The sequence below is a fragment of the Rhodopseudomonas sp. BR0G17 genome (genome assembly GCF_010907025.1).
In the GTDB taxonomy this organism is placed as follows: domain Bacteria; phylum Pseudomonadota; class Alphaproteobacteria; order Rhizobiales; family Xanthobacteraceae; genus Rhodopseudomonas; species Rhodopseudomonas palustris_H.
Map to the genome: position 1 here is coordinate 20,010 of NZ_QUML01000038.1, position 17,395 is coordinate 37,404.

Below are 17,395 nucleotides of genomic sequence, written 5' to 3' on the forward strand. Positions count from 1 at the left end.
AACTAATCAACCAGCCGAACGCTGGTGCAATTACTTGGCGCGCGCCGCGCTGGAACCGCGACGTACGCCATCACGTATCAGTCCACTTTCGGCCCGGCTTTTTCGTCGGGCGTAACGTCGACCGCGATCGCGCGGCCGATCACCTTCGGGGCAGGCCCGCAATCCTTCATGCACGGATTCTTGTTCCAGAACGCCTTCTCGGCCGTATCGCGATCGTCTTCGTAAAAACCATCCGCGTTCGGCATCTTCACCTTGGCGAGATTGGTCTGGTTCAGCTCGAAGTCCTGATCCTTGATGACGTCGTTCATGTTGAGGATGTACGCCGTCAGCGCGTAGATCTCGTCGTTACTGAGCGAGCGCGCGTTGCCGAACGGCATCGCGTGGCGGACGTAGTCGTACACCGTGGTGGCGTCCGGCCAGTACGAGCCGATGGTCTTGTCGGGACGATCCGCCTTCAGCGTGCCGTGGCCGCCGGACAGCACCGGATAGCGGCCGACGCCTTCGCCGAATTCGCCGTGGCAGGTCGAGCACTTCTCCTGAAACAGCGCATCGCCTTCCTTGGCGGTGCCGCGCCCCGGCGGCAGACCCTGGCCATCGGGACGGACATCGATGTCCCAGGCCGCGATCTCTTCCGGCAGCGCCGGACGGCCCAGACCGAGCTTCACCGGCGCGGACGGCGCAGCCGGCACGGCGGGCTGCGGCGACGCTTTGGCTTCCTTCACCGCGTCTTTGGCCTTGTGACCCGGCTTGTGTTCGGCGCCGGCCTGCGCCAGCGGCAGCGCCATCGCGGCAACGACGGCGAACCCAACGAGAGCCTTAAGCGATTTCGACATTTTCGGTCACTCCGTCGGGATGCACGAGCCAGGTCTGGATGCCGTTGTTGTGGTACACGGAGTTGACGCCGCGGATCTTGCGCAACTCCGCCTTGGTCGGCTGCACATAACCGGTCTCGTCGATCGCGCGCGATTGCAGCATCAGCTCTTCGCCGTTCCAGTCGAAGTCGACATAGAACCGCACGATCGATTTGTTCAGCACCGGGCCGTCGATCCGCGCTTCGTACCAGTTGCGTCCGCCATCCATCGAGACGTCGACGCGTTTGACGGTGCCGCGGCCCGACCAGGCGATGCCGGTGAGCACATTGCGCCCCTTGAACTTGAGCGGCATCTGCGGCGACGGGCTGGTGATGACGCTCTTGGCGTCCATCACGAAGGTATGCTTGCGCGCACGACCGTCGGGCATCAGGTCGGTGTACTTCGAAGTCTCTTCGCGGGTCTGCCACGGCATGTCGCCGACTTCGATGCGGCGCAGCCACTTCACCCAGAGATTGCCCTGCCAGCCGGGGATCACCGCGCGCAGCGGATAGCCGTTCTCCGGACGCAGCGCTTCGCCGTTCATCGCATAAGCGATCATCACGTCGTCGAGCGCCTTCTCCAGCGGCAGCGACCGATCCATGCCGGCGGAATCCGCGCCTTCGAGCAGTAGCCATTTGGCGTTCGACTTCACGCCGGCCTGGTCGAGCAGCGTCTTCAGCGTGACGCCGGTGTACATCACGTTGTGGATCATGCCGTGGGTGAACTGGCAGCCGTTGAGCTGCGCGCCGCGCCACTCCATGCCGGAGTTCGCCGCGCACTCCAGGAAGTAGATCTTGTTGACGCGCGGCATCCGCTTGATGTCGTCCATGGTGAACACCAGCGGGGTGTCGACCAGGCCGTGGATCATCAGCCGGTGCTGCGCCGGATCGATCTCGGCGACGCCGCCGTGATGCCGTTCGAAGCACAGGCCGGACGGCGTGATGATGCCGTCGAGCGCATGCAGCGGCGTGAAGTTGACCGAGGACTCCGGCGACGCGGTGAGCCACGACACGTCGCGGCGGATCACGTCCTTCTCGAATTTCGACGGCACGCCGTAGGGACGCTTGTCGACGCCATCGCCGAGATAGCGATTCCAATCCTGAATCTCGGTGATCGCCGGATCGGGCTTGGCCGCCTCACCGGCCTTGGCCGCAAGCGACGGCAGCATCGACCCAGCACCAGCGAGACCGGCCGCACCAAGCCCCGCCGCGCCGAGAAACCGGCGGCGGTTGAGGACGTCGGATGTGGGCTTTTCACTCATGCCGCTAGCCTCTTTCTCATTGCGATACGTGAATGTATGGAACGCACCGGTCCGCACTTCCGGCGCGGATCAGGCGCCGGAGACTTTGACCGCGCTGTTGGGTTCGATCTTTACCGGGCCGGCGCTGGCGACGTGCTTCTCCAGCACCTCCCAGATCGGCGGACCTTCGGTGCCCTGGTTGACGCTGGCCCAGCCGGACACCGTGTACTTCTTCGACGCCTCGATCGGCTTGCCGGTCGCCAGATGCGTCATGTTGGAGATGCGCGAGCCCATCTCCTTGGATACGTCGATCGCGTAACCCATGCCGCCGGTGCGCACCATATCGCCACCGCCCTGATAGTACGGGTCGGGATGGAAGATGTTGTCGGCGATGTCTTCCAGCACGTTCTTGAGTTGCTCGCCGGTCATCTCGGTGCGGTAGCAGTTCGGATAGGTGATCGCCGTGGCGTTGGTGATCGCCTCCCAGGTGATGCTCTGTTCCGGCAGCAGCGTGCCGCCCCAGCGGAAGCCGGGCGACAGCGCGATCTCGGTGTCGCGCTGCTTCAGCATCGCGTCGCAGATCAGATCGTCGAAGGTGCCGTTGAAATTGCCGCGGCGATACAACAGCGAGTCGGTCTTGCCGACGACGCGGGCGAGATCCTTGGCGTAAGGCTCGCGCAGCTTCTCGACCAGCTTGGCCATCTCCGGGTCCGGCGCGATCGCGTCGGCAAAAACCGGCATCAGCTTGAAGCGGATGTCCGCAACCTTGCCGCCGTCGACCTTGATGTCGAGCCGCGACACGAACTTGCCGTGCGAGCCCGACGCCACCAGCACGGTGTCGCCGACCTTGATCACGCCGGGCATCGCGTCGTGGGTGTGGCCGGTGAGGATGACGTCGAGGCCCTTCACCCGGCCGGCGAGCTTGCGGTCGACATCGAAACCGTTGTGCGACAGCAGCACCACGACCGCAGCGCCTTCGGCGCGCGCATCATCGACCTGCTTCTGCATATCCTCCTCGCGGATGCCGAACTCCCAGTTCGGAAACATCCAGCGCGGATTGGCGACGGCGGTGCGTGGCAACGCCTGGCCGATCACCGCGATCTTGACGCCGCCGCGCTCGAACATCTTGCGCGCCTCGAACACCGGCTCCTGCCATTCGATGTCGCGGACGTTCTGCGCCAGGAAAGCGAACGGCGCCTTCTCGGCAATTTCCTTGACGCGGTCGGCGCCGTAGGTGAATTCCCAATGGCCGGTCATCGCATCGACCTTGAGCCCGGCAAGCGCGTCGATCATGTCCTGGCCGTTGCTCTTCAGCGAGCTCCAGCTGCCCTGCAGCGCATCACCGCCGTCGAGCAGCAGCACCTTGTCGGCGCCGCGCTCGGCGCGGATCGCCTTGACTAGCGTGGCGATGCGGTCGAAGCCGCCCATCTTGCCGTAGTTGCGGGCAAGCGCGGTAAAGTCGTCCGCGGTCAGCGCGAACGCATCCGGCGAGCCGGTGGCGATATGGAAGTACTTGCGGAATTCCTCGTCGGTGAGATGCGGCGGCTTGCCCTTGACCTCGCCGACGCCAAGATTGACCGAGGGCTCGCGGAAATGCAGCGGCACAAGCTGGGCGTGCGTGTCGGTGATGTGCAGCAGCGTCACCGTGCCGAGCGGATCGAATTTGAGGATGTCGCCCTGGGTCAGCCGCTGCTGAGCAGCCACCCGCCCGATCGGCCCAAGGCTGCCGGCGATCGTCAGTGCCGATGCGGCGGCCGTCGCCTGCAGGAATTCCCGCCTCGAGATCATCGTTTCATCCCTTGCTTTGCGCCGCGTTCGGCACCACCGCCGTGACAGGCGGCCGTTGGTTCAGCCGCAGATCCTCGTTCCGGGAGCCGATCCGGCTCCCGGTGATCTGCGACGGATAGTTAGGTCGTGACGTTGGTCGCGATCAGGCGACGGTCAGCTTGTGCTTGGACTCGTACACCGAGCCGTCATCGTCCTTCCACAGGAAGGCAAACTCGCCGCTCTCCGACGCCTTGTAGAAGAACGACTGATACGGGTTGGCGGAGATCGCCGGATTCCACTCGGCCTCGAACACCATCTTGCCGTTGAACTGGGCCGTGAAGGTGTTGATGATCTTGCGCGGCACGATCTTGCCGGACGCGTCCTTGCGCTGACCGGATTCCATTTCGTGCGAGATCAGCGTCTTGATTTCGATCAGTTCGCCCGGCTTGGCCTGGGTCGGAACGCGGACGCGCGGAGTCGGTTTGACGGACATTGGAATTTCCTCGCCTGGATTTGTTGCCGTTGCCGGATTAGCCGCCGCAGCCGCCGATGGTGACCTTCACACTCGACTTGGTCGAGTACAGCTTGCCGTCGGACATCTCCGCGATGCAGATGATGTTCTGGGTCTGCGCCAGCCGCATCCGGGTCGAGGCCGAAGCCTTGCCGCACGCCGGAGTGAACTTGTAGCTGACGATGCCAGGCAGCGGATTGCCATCGGCGAACACGTGAACGGCCTTGACGTAGTCCGCATCGGTCATCGGGCTTTCGACGTCGACGGTGATCGGCACCACCAGGCCGTTTTCGGCGATCTCCGGCACGTCGAGCTTGATCTTGCCGCTGTCGAACTTCTTGTCGCCGTACAGCTTCTTGATCTCGGCATCGACCATCGCCGCATCAGCGAAGGACATCCGCGGCGCCAGGAGCGCGGCAAGGCCGGCGATGCCCGCCAGCGCCAACGCCTCGCGGCGGCTCGTCTCGGTCTTCATGAACACCATTGGGCATCCTCCATCAGGGAGTCTTTCGCGTCCCTTGCCATACTAACGCTTGACGATTGCAAGCGCGATCGGTCATGATCCGCAAACATCATTATATTGTTTTTCTTGAATGTAAAGATGCCAGGCAGCGCGCCGAGGTATCGTCGGCCGCAACTCACAAGACGGTCGCCGAGGAGGGAGGACACATGAGACCCATCACCGCTCTATCGGTGGTGATCGCCGTTGTGCTTTGCACAATGCCGATCGTCGCAAAGGCGCAGGACGCCAGCGAGAAGGAAATCGAGCGCTATCGCGAGATGATTTCCGACCCGATGTCCAATCCCGGATTCCTTGCGGTCGATCGTGGCGAACAATTGTGGGCGGAGAAGCGCGGCACCAAGAATGTCTCGCTCGAAAGCTGCGATCTCGGTCTCGGCGCAGGCAAGCTCGAAGGCGCGTTCGCGCAGCTGCCGCGCTACTTCAAGGATGCCGACCGGGTGATGGATCTGGAGCAGCGCCTGCTGTGGTGCATGCAGAACATCCAGGGGCTCGACACCAAGGACGTGGTCGCGCGCCGCTTCTCAGGTCCGGGCAAACCTTCCGACATGGAAGACCTGGTGGCGTTCATCGCCAACAAATCCAGCGGCATGAAGATCGAACCGCAGCTCAGCCATCCTAAAGAGCAGGAAATGGCCGCTGTCGGCGAAGAGTTATTCCATCGCCGCGGCGGCGTGATGGATTTCTCGTGCTCGACCTGCCACGGCGCCGAAGGCAAGCGCATCCGTCTGCAGGCCCTGCCCTACCTCGCCGGCCCCGGTAAGGACGCGCAAGTAACGATGGCGAGCTGGCCGACTTATCGCGTGTCGCAGAGCGCGCTGCGCACGTTCCAGCACCGGCTGTGGGACTGTTATCGCCAGCAGCGCTGGCCGGCGCCGGAATATGGCTCCGACGGCATTACGGCGCTGACGCTGTATCTCAACAAGATCGCGGCGGGCGGCGAACTCGCCGTGCCGTCGATCAAGCGCTGAGGGAGCGACGCCATGACGAAGTTGCACGTTTCGATGCTGGCGCTCGCCCTCGGCGGCGCGCTGAGCTGCACCGCCCCGATCGCGAGCCTCGCCGCCGATCAGCCGATCGCCAAGCCGGCGGGCGCGATGAGCAAGGCCGCCGACAAGACAGTCGAGGCGACGAAGCCCGGCCCCTCGCCGGCTCCCGCCAAGACCGCAAGCGCCGCCTCGAAGGTCTCGCCCGAAACCGTCGACGGTTACATCAAGGCGACGTTCGGCAAGGCGCCGGAAGACTGGCAGCAACGCATCGTCCCGGATGAGACGATGCAGGCCTGCAACAAGTATCGCAACGACGTGCCGCACGAGGTCGGCGATGCGATCATGAAGCGCGAGATCACCAAGGTGGTGTATCCGGCCGATGGCAAATTCCTTGGCAATTGGAAGGAAGGCGCCAAGATCGCCAATAACGGCCAGGGTGGCCAGTTCTCCGACAAGCCGGAAACGGTGCATGGCGGCAATTGCTACGCCTGCCATCAGATGGCGAAGTCGGAAGTGTCGTTCGGCACGCTCGGCCCAAGCCTCACCCACTACGGCAAGGACCGCAATTACACCGAAGCCGAGATCAAACAGGCCTACACCAAGATCTACAATTCGCAGGCAGTGGTGCCGTGCTCGAACATGCCGCGGTTCGGCACCAACGGCTTCCTCACCGAACAGCAGATCAAGGACGTGATGGCATTCCTGTTCGATCCGGAATCGCCGGTGAACAAGGAATAGGACCAGCAGAACTTGCGTCGTTGCGGGCGAAGCGAAGCAATCCAACTCTTCATCGACACGGGCTGCTTCGTCGCGGAGCCTGTGCCCGGGCGACGCGAAGCAACGATCCGGGTGCTTCTCGCAATGACGCCGGACCGGACACATTCCTCATCGAAGATGGAGCAGTTTGATGCTCAGTAGGATCGGATTAGTCGTGATCGGCCTCACGCTGTTGGCCGCACCAGCCCGCGCCGACGACGCGTTGGTGACCAGCAAGTCGCTCAGCCCCGAACTCGCCCTCGACGCCGCCAAGGCGGCGCTCGGCGAATGCCGCAAGCAGGGCTTTCAGGTCGCAGTGACCGTCGTCGATCGCAGCGGCCTGCCGCAGGTGATGCTGCGCGACCGCTTCGCCGGGGCTCACACACCGAGCACCGCGACCGGCAAAGCCTGGACCGCGGTGTCATTCAAGACCGGCACTGGCGAGCTGGCCAACATGACCAAGCCGGGCATGCCGCAATCAGGTTTGCGCGACCTGCCCGGCGTCGTCGTGCTCGGCGGCGGACTGATCGTCGAAGCCGCCGGCTCGCTGGTCGCCGGCATCGGCGTATCCGGCGCTCCTGGCGGTGAAGCGGACGAAGCCTGCGCCAAAGCCGGCATCGAAGCGATCAAAGACAAGTTGGATTTCTGACGACACACCGAGTCATTCCGGGGCGCAGGCGAAGCCTGCGAACCCGGAATCCCGAGTTGGTAGCGACGGCCGGGTGTCCCACAGCTCCGGATTCCGGATTCGCTCGCTGAGCGCGAGCGCCCCGGAATGACTGGAGCGGAATATGGATTTCCGGGCTCGCGCTTCGCGCGCCTGGGAATGACGAGTTGCTACACCGGCCGTTTCAACCAGTCGGTGAACGGCATCGACTGATAGCCTTTCTCGCGGACGTATTTGAACATCGCCAGGAATTCCGGCGGCTCGAGCAGGCCGGGCATGCGGGCGACTTCGCGGTCCTGCGGCTTCTTGGCGGCGAGACCGTCGGCGCTCTCAGGGAAGAATTGCAGCGAAGGGGTGAAGCGGATGCCGTAGGCCTGGGCAAACGCCTTCTCGCTCAGTTTGCTGCCGCCAAAATCGGTGACTTCGCGGGCGCCGATGTGATTGAGATGCACGATCTCGAAATTGTCGCGGATGTAGCTCTCGATCGCCGGATCGCGCATATGCACGTCGTGCAGCTTCTTGCAGTATGGGCAGCCCTTGAGCCCCCATAGAATCGCGAAGCGCTTGCCCTTGGCGGTGGCGCCTTCGAGATCTTCCTTCAGATCGAGGAAGCTCTGCAGGTACCAGTCGAGCTGATACAGCCCGTCGTCGCCCAGCACCGGCTCCGCCGCCATTGCAGGCATAGTGCGCAGCGACAGCGCACCAAGCGCGCCAAATCCCAGCGTGGCAATGGCGCTGCGGCGCGAGACTCCAGTCTTCGTCATCACCTGTCCTCCCTGTTGCCGTGGCGCCGTCAGCCGATCTCGCCGAAGGCAGGAAAAGTCTGCAGCAGCCATCCGGAAATCTTCGGCATCGCGCCGGTGAGAAACAGCACGCCGGTCAGCACCAATGCGCCGCCCATCGCTTTCTCGACCGTCGCCATCTGCCCGCGCAGCCGCGCCATCAGCCGGATGAACGCGCCGGAGAACAGCGACGCCAGCAGGAACGGCAGCCCGATCCCGAGCGAATACGCGCCGAGCAGCACCGCTCCGTGCGCCGCCGAGCCCTCCACGCCCGCCACCAGTAGGATCGTCGCCAACACCGGCCCAACGCAGGGCGTCCAGCCGAACGCGAAGGCAAGGCCGACCACGTAAGCACCGAGCAAGCCGACGCCGCGGCTGACATTGTGAAACCGGGCCTCGCGATACAACAGGCCGATCCGGAACAGCCCGAGGAAATGCAGCCCGAGCATGATGATGATGACCCCGGCCACGATGCCGAGCGCTTCGAAATGGTCGGTCACCGCCTTGCCGATCGCCGAGGCGGACGCCCCGAGCGCGACGAACACGGTCGAAAAGCCAAGCACGAACGCCAGCGAAGCGCCAACCACGCGCCCGTCGATCGCCTTGGACGGCTGATCGGCGCCGCGGGTCAGCTGATCGAGGCTGACGCCGGCCAAAAAACAAAGATAAGGCGGCACCAGCGGCAACACGCAGGGCGACAGGAACGACAACACCCCGGCCCCGAAGGCGCCGACCAGCGAGATATTCGAAACCACCGCGCTTCCGCCCCTAGTTTATACATGCGAATTCGTCTATATGTATCATAGAATGACCGGGAAGATGCTGAAATCGACTCTCATCGGCGCGATTCTGTTGGGTGCGGCGCAGCTATCAGCTGTGGCGACGCACGCGGCCGAGTTGGTGATGTTCGAGCGCGACGGCTGCGTCTGGTGCGCGCGCTGGGATCGCGATGTCGGCCCGATCTATCCCAAGACCGATGAGGCCAAGCTGCTGCCGTTGCGCCGCATCAACATCGACCACGACAAAGATCCTGGCCTCGGACTTGCAAGTCCGGTGCGGTTTACGCCAACTTTCGTGGTGATCGACCAGGGCCGCGAAGTCGGGCGTATCACCGGCTACATCAACGACGACGCGTTCTGGGGTCTGCTCGGCGCGCTTGCCACCAAGATCGCGCCGCCCCGCAGTCACATCTGATCGTATCGCAACGCCAACGGAGACGTTAGCAGATCGCCATGCCCCCGATCCTCGAACCCGATATCGAGACCGAACTGCGCGACGGCGCAGAGTACTCGCCCGAGCTCGACATGCTGATGCGCCGGGCGCGCAAGGCGAGCAACTTCCTCAAGGCGGTGTCGCACGAGAACCGGCTGTTGCTGCTGTGCCTGCTCGCCGAGCGCGAACGCTCGGTCAGCGAGCTGGAGAACATCCTGTCGCTGCGGCAGTCGGCGGTGTCGCAGCAACTTGCACGGCTGCGCTACGACGGCATGGTCGACACCCGGCGGGATGGTAAGACCATTTACTACAGCCTGGCCAATGATGACGTCCGTCGCGTGATCTCGGTGATCTATGATATCTTCTGCTCGTCCGCGCGGGACGGCCAGAAGTAAGCCATCCCTCGCGGCACGCTAACAATAAGCCGACGCAAGCGCGCATCGTACGCCTGCGCGCAAACGAGGGAACCCCATGCAGGATGCATCCGCCTGGATGCTCGCGCTGGCCGGCTTGTGCGTCGGCGTCGTCGCCGGTTTTTTTGTGCGGTTGGCGCGGCTGTGCTCGTTTGGGGCGGTCGAAGACGCGCTGATGGGCGGCGATACGCGCCGCCTGCGCATCTTCGGTCTGGCGCTCGGCATCGCGCTGCTCGGTACTCAGGCACTGGTGATCGCTGGCCAGCTCGATCCCGGCCAATCCAACTATACCGCCCCGGCGCTGCCGCTGATTTCGATCGCGATCGGCAGCGTGCTGTTCGGCATCGGCATGGCGTTCGTCGGCACCTGCGGCTTCGGTTCGCTGGTGCGGCTCGGCGGCGGCGATCTGCGCAGCTTCGTGGTGATCCTGGTGCTCGGCGGCGCTGCCTATGCGACGCTACGCGGGATGTTCTCCGGCTTCCGCATCACCGTGCTGGAGCGTTTCGCGATCACGATGCCGGAGGGCGTCAATACCGACCTCGCGGCGCTCACTCAGCATCTCGCTGGAATGGATCTGCGCGCGGTGATCGCCGCGCTGGGCGGCGGCGTGCTGTGCCTGATCGCGCTCGGCGACAAGCGGCTGCGGCGGACGCCGCGTCTGCTGGCAGCCGGCGTCGCACTCGGCGTGCTGACGGTGGTCGGCTGGCTGGCCACCACCAAGCTCGCCGACCCGTTCGCCGGGCCGGTGCATCCGCAAAGCCTGACCTTCGTCTCGACGGTCGGCAAAGCGGTATATGCCGGGCTGCTCAACGTCGCCAATTTCGCCGACTTCGGCGTCGGCACCGTGTTCGGCGTGGTTGCAGGTGCGTTTCTTGCTGCCTGGCACACCGACGAGCTGCGCTGGGAAGCGTTCGACGATGACCACGAAATGCGCCGTCACGTCGCTGGCGCGGCTCTGATGGGATTCGGCGGCATTCTGACCGGCGGCTGCACCATCGGCCAGGGGATCACCGCCGGCTCGGTGATGGCGCTGTCGTGGCCGATCGCCATCGCCGGCATGATGCTCGGCGCCCGCATCGGCATCGCGGTGCTGGTCGACGGCTCACCGCGCGAGCTGATCCGCCGCCGGTTCGATGCCTGGCGTGAATTGCTACGGCGACGCCGGACGCCGGCCGTTACGGCCGCAAATAAGCCCAGCCGTCGTCCTGCAGCTCCATCAGACGCACCGCACCCGACGGCACCGCACTCGCTTGCGGAATGAGGCTGACGGCGTGGCCCTCATGCTTCTCCATGCCGGTCTTGGTGTTCTCGCAGGCCGCGAACTTGATGGCTGAGGGAAATGCGCCGTCGGCGATCTGCTTGATCCGGTCCTTCACCGGCGATGAATCGGCGCGCAGCATGTGCAGGCCGGGCCCGAAGGTGACGACTTCGACCTGAACGTCCTCGTTCTTGGCCTTGTAGTACTCGATGATGTTGGCGGCGTTGTTCAGCGCCAGGTTCATCACCGCGGGATCGTTCTGATCGACCTGGATCGCGACCCGGTGCGACTTGGCATCGGCCGCAAAGCCAGGGGCCGCAGCGGCAATCAGCAGCGCCGCCGCAGCGGCAGCCTTGAACAACGACTTCATCGTACTCCTCCCGGAAAGCTTGTTTGACGCGCACGCTAACCGCACCCGCCGCCGAAGTCATCTGCGAGCGAGCGGTGCCGGGGCATCACGTTGCCGTCAGGTCGAAAGGGAATTTTGGGTTCGTCATTCCGGGGCGCGAACGCAGCTCGCGAGCCCGGAATCTCTTTGAAACAATCTCTGGATTCCGGGTTCGCGCGTTTTCACGCGCGCCCCGGAATGACTGCCTTTAGCTTTCACCGCGTCGCCAGCGCCGCGACCGGAGCGAAGCGGCGGATGCCGAGCGCGGCGCCGCCGACGATGCCGGCGACCGCGATGACCGACGGCAGCGCCAGCGTCGACAGGCCGGTGAGGCCCTGCCCGACCGAGCAGCCATAGGCCATCGCACCGCCGGCGCCCATCAGCGCGGCGCCCAGCGTCGAGCGCAGCATGTGCGGCGCCGAGGTGAAGCCCTCCAGTGCAAACCGGCCGGTGAGCAGTGCGGTCGTGGCGCTGCCGGCGAACACGCCGACCGCGAGGGCAACGCCGAAGCTCAGCGTCAGACCGGTCGAGAACATCGCGTATTGCAGCGTATCGGCCAGCGGCGCGACGAAGCTCAACGAGGTCGCCGGGATCGGGTTGAACTCGTCGGCACCGAAGTAACCAGTGGTGAGCCAGCCGGCGACGACCAGCAGACCGATCACTGCACCCGCGGTGATCTGGCCGGTGGCGCGACGGAACGAGCGGTCGGAGAATGCGAACACCAGCAGCGCACCGGCGGCGATCAGCACCGCGGCGATCTGGGCGAAGGCCTCACCGACGCCGAGCGCGCCGATCAGCGACGGCACCGAGACGTGCGGCGGCGACACCTGTGTCCACTGCAGGAAGGCGAGCCGCGCCGGCGCGATCAGGCCCTTCAGGGTCATCTGCGCAGCGACCGCGATGATCCCGACCACCAGCAGCGAGCGGAGGTTGCCCTTGCCGAGCAGCACCAGCGCGCGCGATGCGCAGCCGTTCGCCAGCACCATGCCGAGGCCGAACATCAGGCCGCCGAGAAAGATCAGCGGTGCGGAGAACGACGGCTGCAGATACAACGACTTGCCGATGTCGACATAACCGAGGCCGGAGATCAGTTGCGTGCCGACGATCGCGACCGCCAGCGCCACCGCGTAGCTGCGCAGCTTACGGCCATCGTCCTTGGTCCAGTAATCGCGCAGGCCGCTCATCAGGCAGAAGCCGCTCAGCAGCCCCGCGACGCCAAACGCGGCGCCGATCGCAAACCCCAACACGATCACCAATTCGGGCATCTGCATCGACCGATCCTCCAGCCGGCGCGCCAATTGGCGCGCCTTTCGAGGCTGGATGTACGCATCGCCCGGATACCGGTAAATACAGCCCGAAAATTAAGCAGGAAGTTGCCGCGGCCTTTCGGGGTGGAGAGAAACATGCTCTCCGAAAGGCGCGAAAGGCGAAATTATTCTCCGGGTTCCGATACGGAACCTGCACCCTGCCGCTTACAGCGTCCCGACAGCAGGCGCGGGCACGATCCGCCAGCGCAGACCGCGACCACCGAATTCGTCGCCGATCGTGTCGAGCAGCCCGCGCAGTTCGGCGTCGTCGGCGGTGACGACGATCTCGACCGACAGCGTGTGACCGCGGACCTGTTCGACCACGCTGTCGTAGTCGACGTCGCGGCCATAACCTTCGACCTCCCGCGCTGTGAACCCGACGCGCGCGGTCGGCTCGTGCGACAGCATCGCGGCGATCACGTCGTCCTTCAGCGCCACCGGCACCAGCAGGGTCAGCACCATCGCGCTCATGGCTGGGCCTCCGACGGTTTCGGCGGAATCCCGAAGCGGCGATACAGCACCGGCAGGATCACCAGCGTCAGCAGCGTCGAGGTGACGAGGCCGCCGATCACCACCACTGCCAGCGGCCGCTGCACGTCGGCGCCCGGACCGGTGGCGTAGAGCAGCGGCACCAGGCCGAACCCGGTGATACTCGCGGTGAGCAGGATCGGCCGCAGCCGCCGCTGGGCACCGATCTCGACGATCTGATCCGGCGGCAGGCCCTGGCTACGCAGCATGTTGAAATACGACACCAGCACCAGGCCGTTCAGCACCGCGATGCCGAGCAGCGCGATGAAGCCGACCGAGGCCGGCACCGACAGATATTCGCCGGTGATCAGCAGGCTGAACACGCCGCCGATCAGCGCGAACGGGATGTTGATGAACACCAGCAGCGATTGCCGCAACGACGAGAAGGTGACGAACAGCAACAGGAACACCAGAGCTAGCGCGATCGGCACCACGACGCCGAGTCGAGCCGCAGCGCGCTGCTGGTTCTCGAACTGGCCGCCCCAGACAATGCTGTAGCCTTCCGGCAGCTTGACCTTGGCGGCGACCGCCGCCTTGGCTTCATCGACGAAGCCGACCAGGTCGCGGCCCGAGACGTTGCTCATCACCAGCGCCAGCCGCTTGCCGTTTTCGCGGTCGATCTTCACCGGCCCGTCGATCCGCTCCAGCTTGGCGACGTTGGCGAGCGGCACCGACTTGCCGTCGGCGAGTACCAGATTGATGCCGGCGAGCCGCGCCGGCGACTCGCGCAGCGACTCGGTGCCGCGGATCAGCACCGGCGTGCGGCGGCCTTCTTCGACGACGATGCCGGCCTGACGGCCTTCGATCTGGGTGCGCAGCGCCTCGGTGAGCGCGTCGACATCGAGCCCGAGCCGGCCGGCCTGCAGCCGGTCGATGCCGACATTGTAATACTCGAAGCCTTCGTTGAGCGTGGTGCGGACGTCTTCGGCGCCCTTCAGCGTCTTCAGCGTCGCGGTGATCTGTTCGGCCAACCTGTTGAGCGTCGGGATGTCGGTGCCGAAGATCTTCGCCACCACATCGCCGCGGGCGCCGATGATCATCTCCTGCACCCGCATCTCGATCGGCTGGGTGAACGAGAAGCCGATGCCCGGGAAGCCGGCGAGCGCCTTGCGCAGCTCGCCCATCAGCCAGTCTTTGTCGTGCGGCCGGCGCCACTCCGCTTCGGGCTTGAGGATGATGTAGGTGTCGGTCTGATTGAGACCCATCGGGTCGAGGCCGAGTTCGTCGGAGCCGACGCGAGCCACGATGCTCCTGACCTCCGGCACCGCGCCCATCACCGCCTGCTGGATCCTGAGATCGAGATTGACGCTCTCCTCCAGCCCGATCGACGGCAGCTTCTCGACGCTGATAATCGGCGTGCCTTCTTCCATCGTCGGCATGAAGATCTTGCCGAGCTGCGCATAGGCGAACACGGTGGCGACCAGCGCCAGCGCCGACACGGCCAGCACCGCCTTCTCGTGATTCAGCGCGAACCGCAGCACCGGCGTGTAGCCGGCGCTGATCTTGCGCACGAGCCAGGTGTCGCCGTGACCGGCGGTCTTCAAGAGCAGCGACGCCAGCACCGGAATCACGGTGAGCGCCAACAGCAGCGACGAGCCGAGCGCGAACACGATCGCCAGCGCCACCGGGATGAACAGCTTGCCTTCCAGCCCCTGCAGAGTCAGCAGCGGCAGGAACACGATGACGATGATGCCGATGCCCGAGGTGACCGGCACCACGACTTCGCGCAATGCCTGATAGATCCGGTGGAGCAGCGGCACCTGCGCGGCGTGGCGATCATGCGCCAGATGCGACACGACGTTTTCCACCACCACCACCGCGGCGTCGATCAGCATGCCGATCGCGACTGCCAAACCGCCGAGGCTCATCAGGTTTGCCGACATGCCGGCGAACCGCATCAGCACGAAAGTGGCGAGTGCCGAGAGCGGCAGCGTCAGCGCCACCACCAGCGCGGCCCGCCAATCGCCGAGGAACAGGATGAGTAGCACGATCACCAGCACCACGGCTTCGAGCAGCGACTTCGACACCGTGCCGACGGCGCGGCCGACCAGGTCGCCGCGATCGTAGAACACGTTCAGCGTCACGCCCTTCGGCAGCGTCGGCTCCAGCTCCTTGAACTTGGCGCGAACGCCGTCGACCACGTCGCGCGCATTGGCGCCGCGCAGGCCGAGCACCAGGCCCTGCACTGCTTCGCCCTGGCCGTCGCGCGTCACTGCGCCGTAGCGGGTGATGCTGCCGATCCGCACCTCGGCAACGTCGCGCACCCGCACCATGCCGCCGTCGCGCGACGCCAGCACGATGTCGCGCAGATCATCGAGCGTGCGGACCTGACCGTCGACCCGGACCAGCAGCACCTCCTCGCCGGCCGACAGCCGGCCAGCGCCGCCATTGCGGTTGTTCTTCTCGATCGCCTTCTCCAGCATATCGATGGTGATGCCGTGCGAGGCCATCGCCAGATTGTCGGGCACGATCTCGAAGCTGCGGACGAAGCCGCCGAGCGAATTGACGTCGGCGACGCCGGGCAGCGTGCGGAGCGCCGGACGGATGGTCCAGTCGAGCAACGTCCGCCGCTCGGCCATCGTCAGGTCGCCGCCCTCGATGGTGAACATGAACATCTCGCCGAGCGGCGTGGTGATCGGCGCCAGACCGCCGGTGAGGCCGTCGGGCATGTCCTTCATCGCCGACGCAAGCCGTTCGGCGACCTGATTGCGCGCCCAATAAATGTCGACGCCGTCGGCGAAATCTATGGTGACGTCGGCGAGGCCGTATTTGGTGGTCGAGCGCAGGATGGTCTTGTTGGGGATGCCGAGCATCTCGAGCTCAAGCGGCATCGTCACCCGGGTCTCGACTTCCTCGGGCGTCATGCCCGGGGCCTTCATGATGATCTTGACCTGGACCGGCGAGACGTCCGGGAAAGCATCGATCGGCAGATGCCGGAACGCCAGCACGCCGGCACCGATCAGCAGCAGCGTGGCGAGCACCACCAGCAGGCGATGCGACAGCGAAAATTCGACGAGACGGGTCAGCATTTACTCGACCCCGCCGAGTCCCTGCCAGGCGCCCTTCAGCGCGGCGATGCCGCGCACCGCGATCCGCTCGTCGCCGCGGAAGCTGCCGCTGACCACCGCGAATTGCGGCAGCTCCTCGCGGATCTTCACCGGCGTGGCGACGAAGCCGCTGTCAGTTTGCACGAACACGAAGGCGTCCTTGCCCCGCCGCACCATCGCGCCGCTGTGCACGCGCCATTCGGCCGAGCCGCTGGTGATCGGAGCGATCTGCGCCTCGACCACTTGGCCGGGCCGCAAGTCGGTATCGGGCTCGTCGAACTGGGCGCGGACGATCACGGTCTGCGAGGTCGGCTCGACGCTGGAGCCGATCGACACCACCTTGCCGATGCAATCATGGCCGCGCAGCGTGACGCGGGCGCCGACCGCGAAATCCTCCGCCCGCAGCGCCGGCACCTGAATTTCTGCCCACAGCGGCGCGAGCTGCACCAGCTTGAACACCAGCGCCAGCGCCTCGACGGTTTGGCCGGGCGTGGTCGGACTTTCCAGCACCACGCCATCGATCGGCGCGATCAGCGTCAGCCTGGGGTCGAGCTTCTGGCTCGCCGCCAGCTTGTCGACCGCCGCTTCGGTCATGCCGTAATGCAGCAGCGCCTGGCGGCGCTCGGCAGCGGTGGCGCGGGCCTGTTCGTATTCGCTCTGGGTGACGATGACCTGCTTCTTGGTCACGGCGCCATAAGGCGCGAGCTGCTCCTCGCGGTCGAGATTGGTCTTGAGCAGCCGCTCTTTATTGAAGGCGACCAGATATTCGGCCTGGGCATTGGCGAGCGCCGGGCTCTGGATCTCGGCCAGCAGATCGCCGGCCTTCACCACCGTATCGGTGCGCACCAGCAGCCGCTCGATCCGGCCGCCGAGCGGCGCGTTCATCAGTCGGCTGCGATCCGGCGGCACCGCGATCTTGCCCGGGAAGCTGAGGCCGGCCGCGGCAGGCTGCTTTTCCAGCGGCGAGGTCTCGATCCCGACCCGCTCGGCCTGCTGCTTGGAAATCGACAGCTCGTCGCCGGCATGCGCAGTCGCGCAAGCCAGTACAGCGGCCATCAGCAAAGTCGGAATCGTCGAAAGGCGGAGCATGGGTCTGTCACTGGCACCTGTGCCGGCCTGGGATGCCGGACGCGCCGGCTCCCCGCAGCCGCCGCAACGA

18 protein-coding genes are annotated in these 17,395 nt (G+C 65.3%); 6 read left to right on the forward strand and 12 right to left on the reverse strand.

Annotated elements, in window-relative coordinates; genetic code table 11:
- Nucleotides 1-77 precede the first annotated feature (77 nt).
- The 5 genes from DY467_RS21990 to soxY form a co-directional block, all read right to left on the reverse strand.
- Complete coding sequence (locus tag DY467_RS21990; protein WP_164638948.1) at nucleotides 78-833, reverse strand: c-type cytochrome; 756 nt, start codon at nucleotides 831-833, stop codon at nucleotides 78-80.
- Complete coding sequence (soxC, locus tag DY467_RS21995; protein WP_164638950.1) at nucleotides 817-2,112, reverse strand: sulfite dehydrogenase; 1,296 nt, start codon at nucleotides 2,110-2,112, stop codon at nucleotides 817-819. The genes DY467_RS21990 and soxC overlap by 17 nt, the downstream gene beginning before the upstream one ends.
- Nucleotides 2,113-2,181: 69 nt before the next feature.
- Entirely contained in the window at nucleotides 2,182-3,879 is a 1,698-nt protein-coding gene (soxB, locus tag DY467_RS22000; RefSeq protein ID WP_164638952.1) for a thiosulfohydrolase SoxB, read from the reverse strand.
- Nucleotides 3,880-4,021: 142 nt separating this feature from the next.
- Nucleotides 4,022-4,351 carry a thiosulfate oxidation carrier complex protein SoxZ gene (gene soxZ / locus DY467_RS22005; protein WP_013502840.1) on the reverse strand — a complete coding sequence of 110 codons (330 nt, stop codon included), beginning with the start codon at nucleotides 4,349-4,351 and terminating at the stop codon, nucleotides 4,022-4,024.
- A gap of 37 nt (nucleotides 4,352-4,388) precedes the next feature.
- The gene (gene soxY, locus DY467_RS22010) at nucleotides 4,389-4,853 is read right to left on the reverse strand and encodes a thiosulfate oxidation carrier protein SoxY (RefSeq protein ID WP_107356982.1); all 465 of its coding nucleotides are present in this window, start codon (nucleotides 4,851-4,853) and stop codon (nucleotides 4,389-4,391) included.
- 185 nt (nucleotides 4,854-5,038) lie between these two features.
- Between soxY and soxA the strand changes: the two genes are divergently transcribed.
- The 3 genes from soxA (at nucleotide 5,039) to DY467_RS22025 (ending at nucleotide 7,283) form a co-directional block, all read left to right on the forward strand.
- Nucleotides 5,039-5,860, forward strand: a complete 822-nt coding sequence (soxA, locus tag DY467_RS22015; protein WP_164638953.1) for a sulfur oxidation c-type cytochrome SoxA — start codon at nucleotides 5,039-5,041, stop codon at nucleotides 5,858-5,860.
- Between the two features lie 12 nt (nucleotides 5,861-5,872).
- Nucleotides 5,873-6,616: a sulfur oxidation c-type cytochrome SoxX gene (gene soxX, locus DY467_RS22020; protein WP_164638955.1), complete on the forward strand. Its 744-nt coding sequence runs from the start codon at nucleotides 5,873-5,875 to the stop codon at nucleotides 6,614-6,616.
- Nucleotides 6,617-6,785: 169 nt separating this feature from the next.
- On the forward strand, nucleotides 6,786-7,283 hold the full coding sequence (locus DY467_RS22025) for a GlcG/HbpS family heme-binding protein (RefSeq protein ID WP_164638957.1): 498 nt from the start codon (nucleotides 6,786-6,788) through the stop codon (nucleotides 7,281-7,283).
- Between the two features lie 188 nt (nucleotides 7,284-7,471).
- On the opposite strand, the gene DY467_RS22030 is transcribed toward DY467_RS22025, so the two are convergent.
- Both DY467_RS22030 and DY467_RS22035 read right to left on the reverse strand, forming a co-directional pair.
- The gene (locus DY467_RS22030; protein WP_164638959.1) at nucleotides 7,472-8,065 is read right to left on the reverse strand and encodes a SoxW family protein; all 594 of its coding nucleotides are present in this window, start codon (nucleotides 8,063-8,065) and stop codon (nucleotides 7,472-7,474) included.
- Between the two features lie 29 nt (nucleotides 8,066-8,094).
- A complete protein-coding gene (locus DY467_RS22035; RefSeq protein ID WP_164638961.1) occupies nucleotides 8,095-8,838 on the reverse strand; it encodes a cytochrome c biogenesis CcdA family protein in 744 nt (247 codons plus the stop codon).
- Between the two features lie 40 nt (nucleotides 8,839-8,878).
- Between DY467_RS22035 and DY467_RS22040 the strand changes: the two genes are divergently transcribed.
- The 3 genes from DY467_RS22040 (at nucleotide 8,879) to DY467_RS22050 (ending at nucleotide 10,969) form a co-directional block, all read left to right on the forward strand.
- On the forward strand, nucleotides 8,879-9,277 hold the full coding sequence (locus DY467_RS22040) for a thioredoxin fold domain-containing protein (RefSeq protein ID WP_164638963.1): 399 nt from the start codon (nucleotides 8,879-8,881) through the stop codon (nucleotides 9,275-9,277).
- A 38-nt stretch (nucleotides 9,278-9,315) separates the two neighbouring features.
- Complete coding sequence (locus DY467_RS22045; protein ID WP_011160008.1) at nucleotides 9,316-9,690, forward strand: ArsR/SmtB family transcription factor; 375 nt, start codon at nucleotides 9,316-9,318, stop codon at nucleotides 9,688-9,690.
- A 76-nt stretch (nucleotides 9,691-9,766) separates the two neighbouring features.
- Nucleotides 9,767-10,969 (forward strand): YeeE/YedE family protein, encoded by a 1,203-nt coding sequence (locus DY467_RS22050; protein ID WP_164638965.1) that lies wholly within the window; start codon nucleotides 9,767-9,769, stop codon nucleotides 10,967-10,969.
- Here the strand turns inward: DY467_RS22050 and DY467_RS22055 are convergent.
- The 5 genes from DY467_RS22055 to DY467_RS22075 all read right to left on the reverse strand — a co-directional run bounded on the left by DY467_RS22055 (nucleotide 10,884) and on the right by DY467_RS22075 (nucleotide 17,292).
- Nucleotides 10,884-11,336 carry a DsrE family protein gene (locus tag DY467_RS22055; protein WP_107346045.1) on the reverse strand — a complete coding sequence of 151 codons (453 nt, stop codon included), beginning with the start codon at nucleotides 11,334-11,336 and terminating at the stop codon, nucleotides 10,884-10,886. The genes DY467_RS22050 and DY467_RS22055 overlap by 86 nt on opposite strands.
- A 233-nt stretch (nucleotides 11,337-11,569) precedes the next feature.
- Nucleotides 11,570-12,625, reverse strand: coding sequence for a YeeE/YedE family protein (locus DY467_RS22060; RefSeq protein ID WP_502706452.1), 1,056 nt, complete (start codon nucleotides 12,623-12,625; stop codon nucleotides 11,570-11,572).
- A gap of 201 nt (nucleotides 12,626-12,826) precedes the next feature.
- Nucleotides 12,827-13,132 (reverse strand): DUF3240 family protein, encoded by a 306-nt coding sequence (locus DY467_RS22065; RefSeq protein ID WP_107346047.1) that lies wholly within the window; start codon nucleotides 13,130-13,132, stop codon nucleotides 12,827-12,829.
- Nucleotides 13,129-16,218 carry an efflux RND transporter permease subunit gene (locus DY467_RS22070; RefSeq protein ID WP_164638967.1) on the reverse strand — a complete coding sequence of 1,030 codons (3,090 nt, stop codon included), beginning with the start codon at nucleotides 16,216-16,218 and terminating at the stop codon, nucleotides 13,129-13,131. Before DY467_RS22070 ends, DY467_RS22065 begins: the two co-directional genes overlap by 4 nt.
- Complete coding sequence (locus DY467_RS22075; RefSeq protein ID WP_246701606.1) at nucleotides 16,219-17,292, reverse strand: efflux RND transporter periplasmic adaptor subunit; 1,074 nt, start codon at nucleotides 17,290-17,292, stop codon at nucleotides 16,219-16,221. It lies immediately after the preceding gene.
- Between the last annotated feature and the right edge of the window lie 103 nt (nucleotides 17,293-17,395).

Coding starts and splice junctions, on each gene's coding strand:
- DY467_RS21990 (WP_164638948.1), bottom strand. CDS start 833: ATGTCGAAATCGCTTAAGGCTCTCGTTGGGTTCGCCGTCGTTGCCGCG.
- soxC (WP_164638950.1), bottom strand. CDS start 2,112: ATGAGTGAAAAGCCCACATCCGACGTCCTCAACCGCCGCCGGTTTCTC.
- soxB (WP_164638952.1), bottom strand. CDS start 3,879: ATGATCTCGAGGCGGGAATTCCTGCAGGCGACGGCCGCCGCATCGGCA.
- soxZ (WP_013502840.1), bottom strand. CDS start 4,351: ATGTCCGTCAAACCGACTCCGCGCGTCCGCGTTCCGACCCAGGCCAAG.
- soxY (WP_107356982.1), bottom strand. CDS start 4,853: ATGGTGTTCATGAAGACCGAGACGAGCCGCCGCGAGGCGTTGGCGCTG.
- soxA (WP_164638953.1), top strand. CDS start 5,039: ATGAGACCCATCACCGCTCTATCGGTGGTGATCGCCGTTGTGCTTTGC.
- soxX (WP_164638955.1), top strand. CDS start 5,873: ATGACGAAGTTGCACGTTTCGATGCTGGCGCTCGCCCTCGGCGGCGCG.
- DY467_RS22025 (WP_164638957.1), top strand. CDS start 6,786: ATGCTCAGTAGGATCGGATTAGTCGTGATCGGCCTCACGCTGTTGGCC.
- DY467_RS22030 (WP_164638959.1), bottom strand. CDS start 8,065: ATGACGAAGACTGGAGTCTCGCGCCGCAGCGCCATTGCCACGCTGGGA.
- DY467_RS22040 (WP_164638963.1), top strand. CDS start 8,879: ATGTATCATAGAATGACCGGGAAGATGCTGAAATCGACTCTCATCGGC.
- DY467_RS22045 (WP_011160008.1), top strand. CDS start 9,316: ATGCCCCCGATCCTCGAACCCGATATCGAGACCGAACTGCGCGACGGC.
- DY467_RS22050 (WP_164638965.1), top strand. CDS start 9,767: ATGCAGGATGCATCCGCCTGGATGCTCGCGCTGGCCGGCTTGTGCGTC.
- DY467_RS22055 (WP_107346045.1), bottom strand. CDS start 11,336: ATGAAGTCGTTGTTCAAGGCTGCCGCTGCGGCGGCGCTGCTGATTGCC.
- DY467_RS22060 (WP_502706452.1), bottom strand. CDS start 12,625: ATGCAGATGCCCGAATTGGTGATCGTGTTGGGGTTTGCGATCGGCGCC.
- DY467_RS22065 (WP_107346047.1), bottom strand. CDS start 13,132: ATGAGCGCGATGGTGCTGACCCTGCTGGTGCCGGTGGCGCTGAAGGAC.
- DY467_RS22070 (WP_164638967.1), bottom strand. CDS start 16,218: ATGCTGACCCGTCTCGTCGAATTTTCGCTGTCGCATCGCCTGCTGGTG.
- DY467_RS22075 (WP_246701606.1), bottom strand. CDS start 17,292: ATGGCCGCTGTACTGGCTTGCGCGACTGCGCATGCCGGCGACGAGCTG.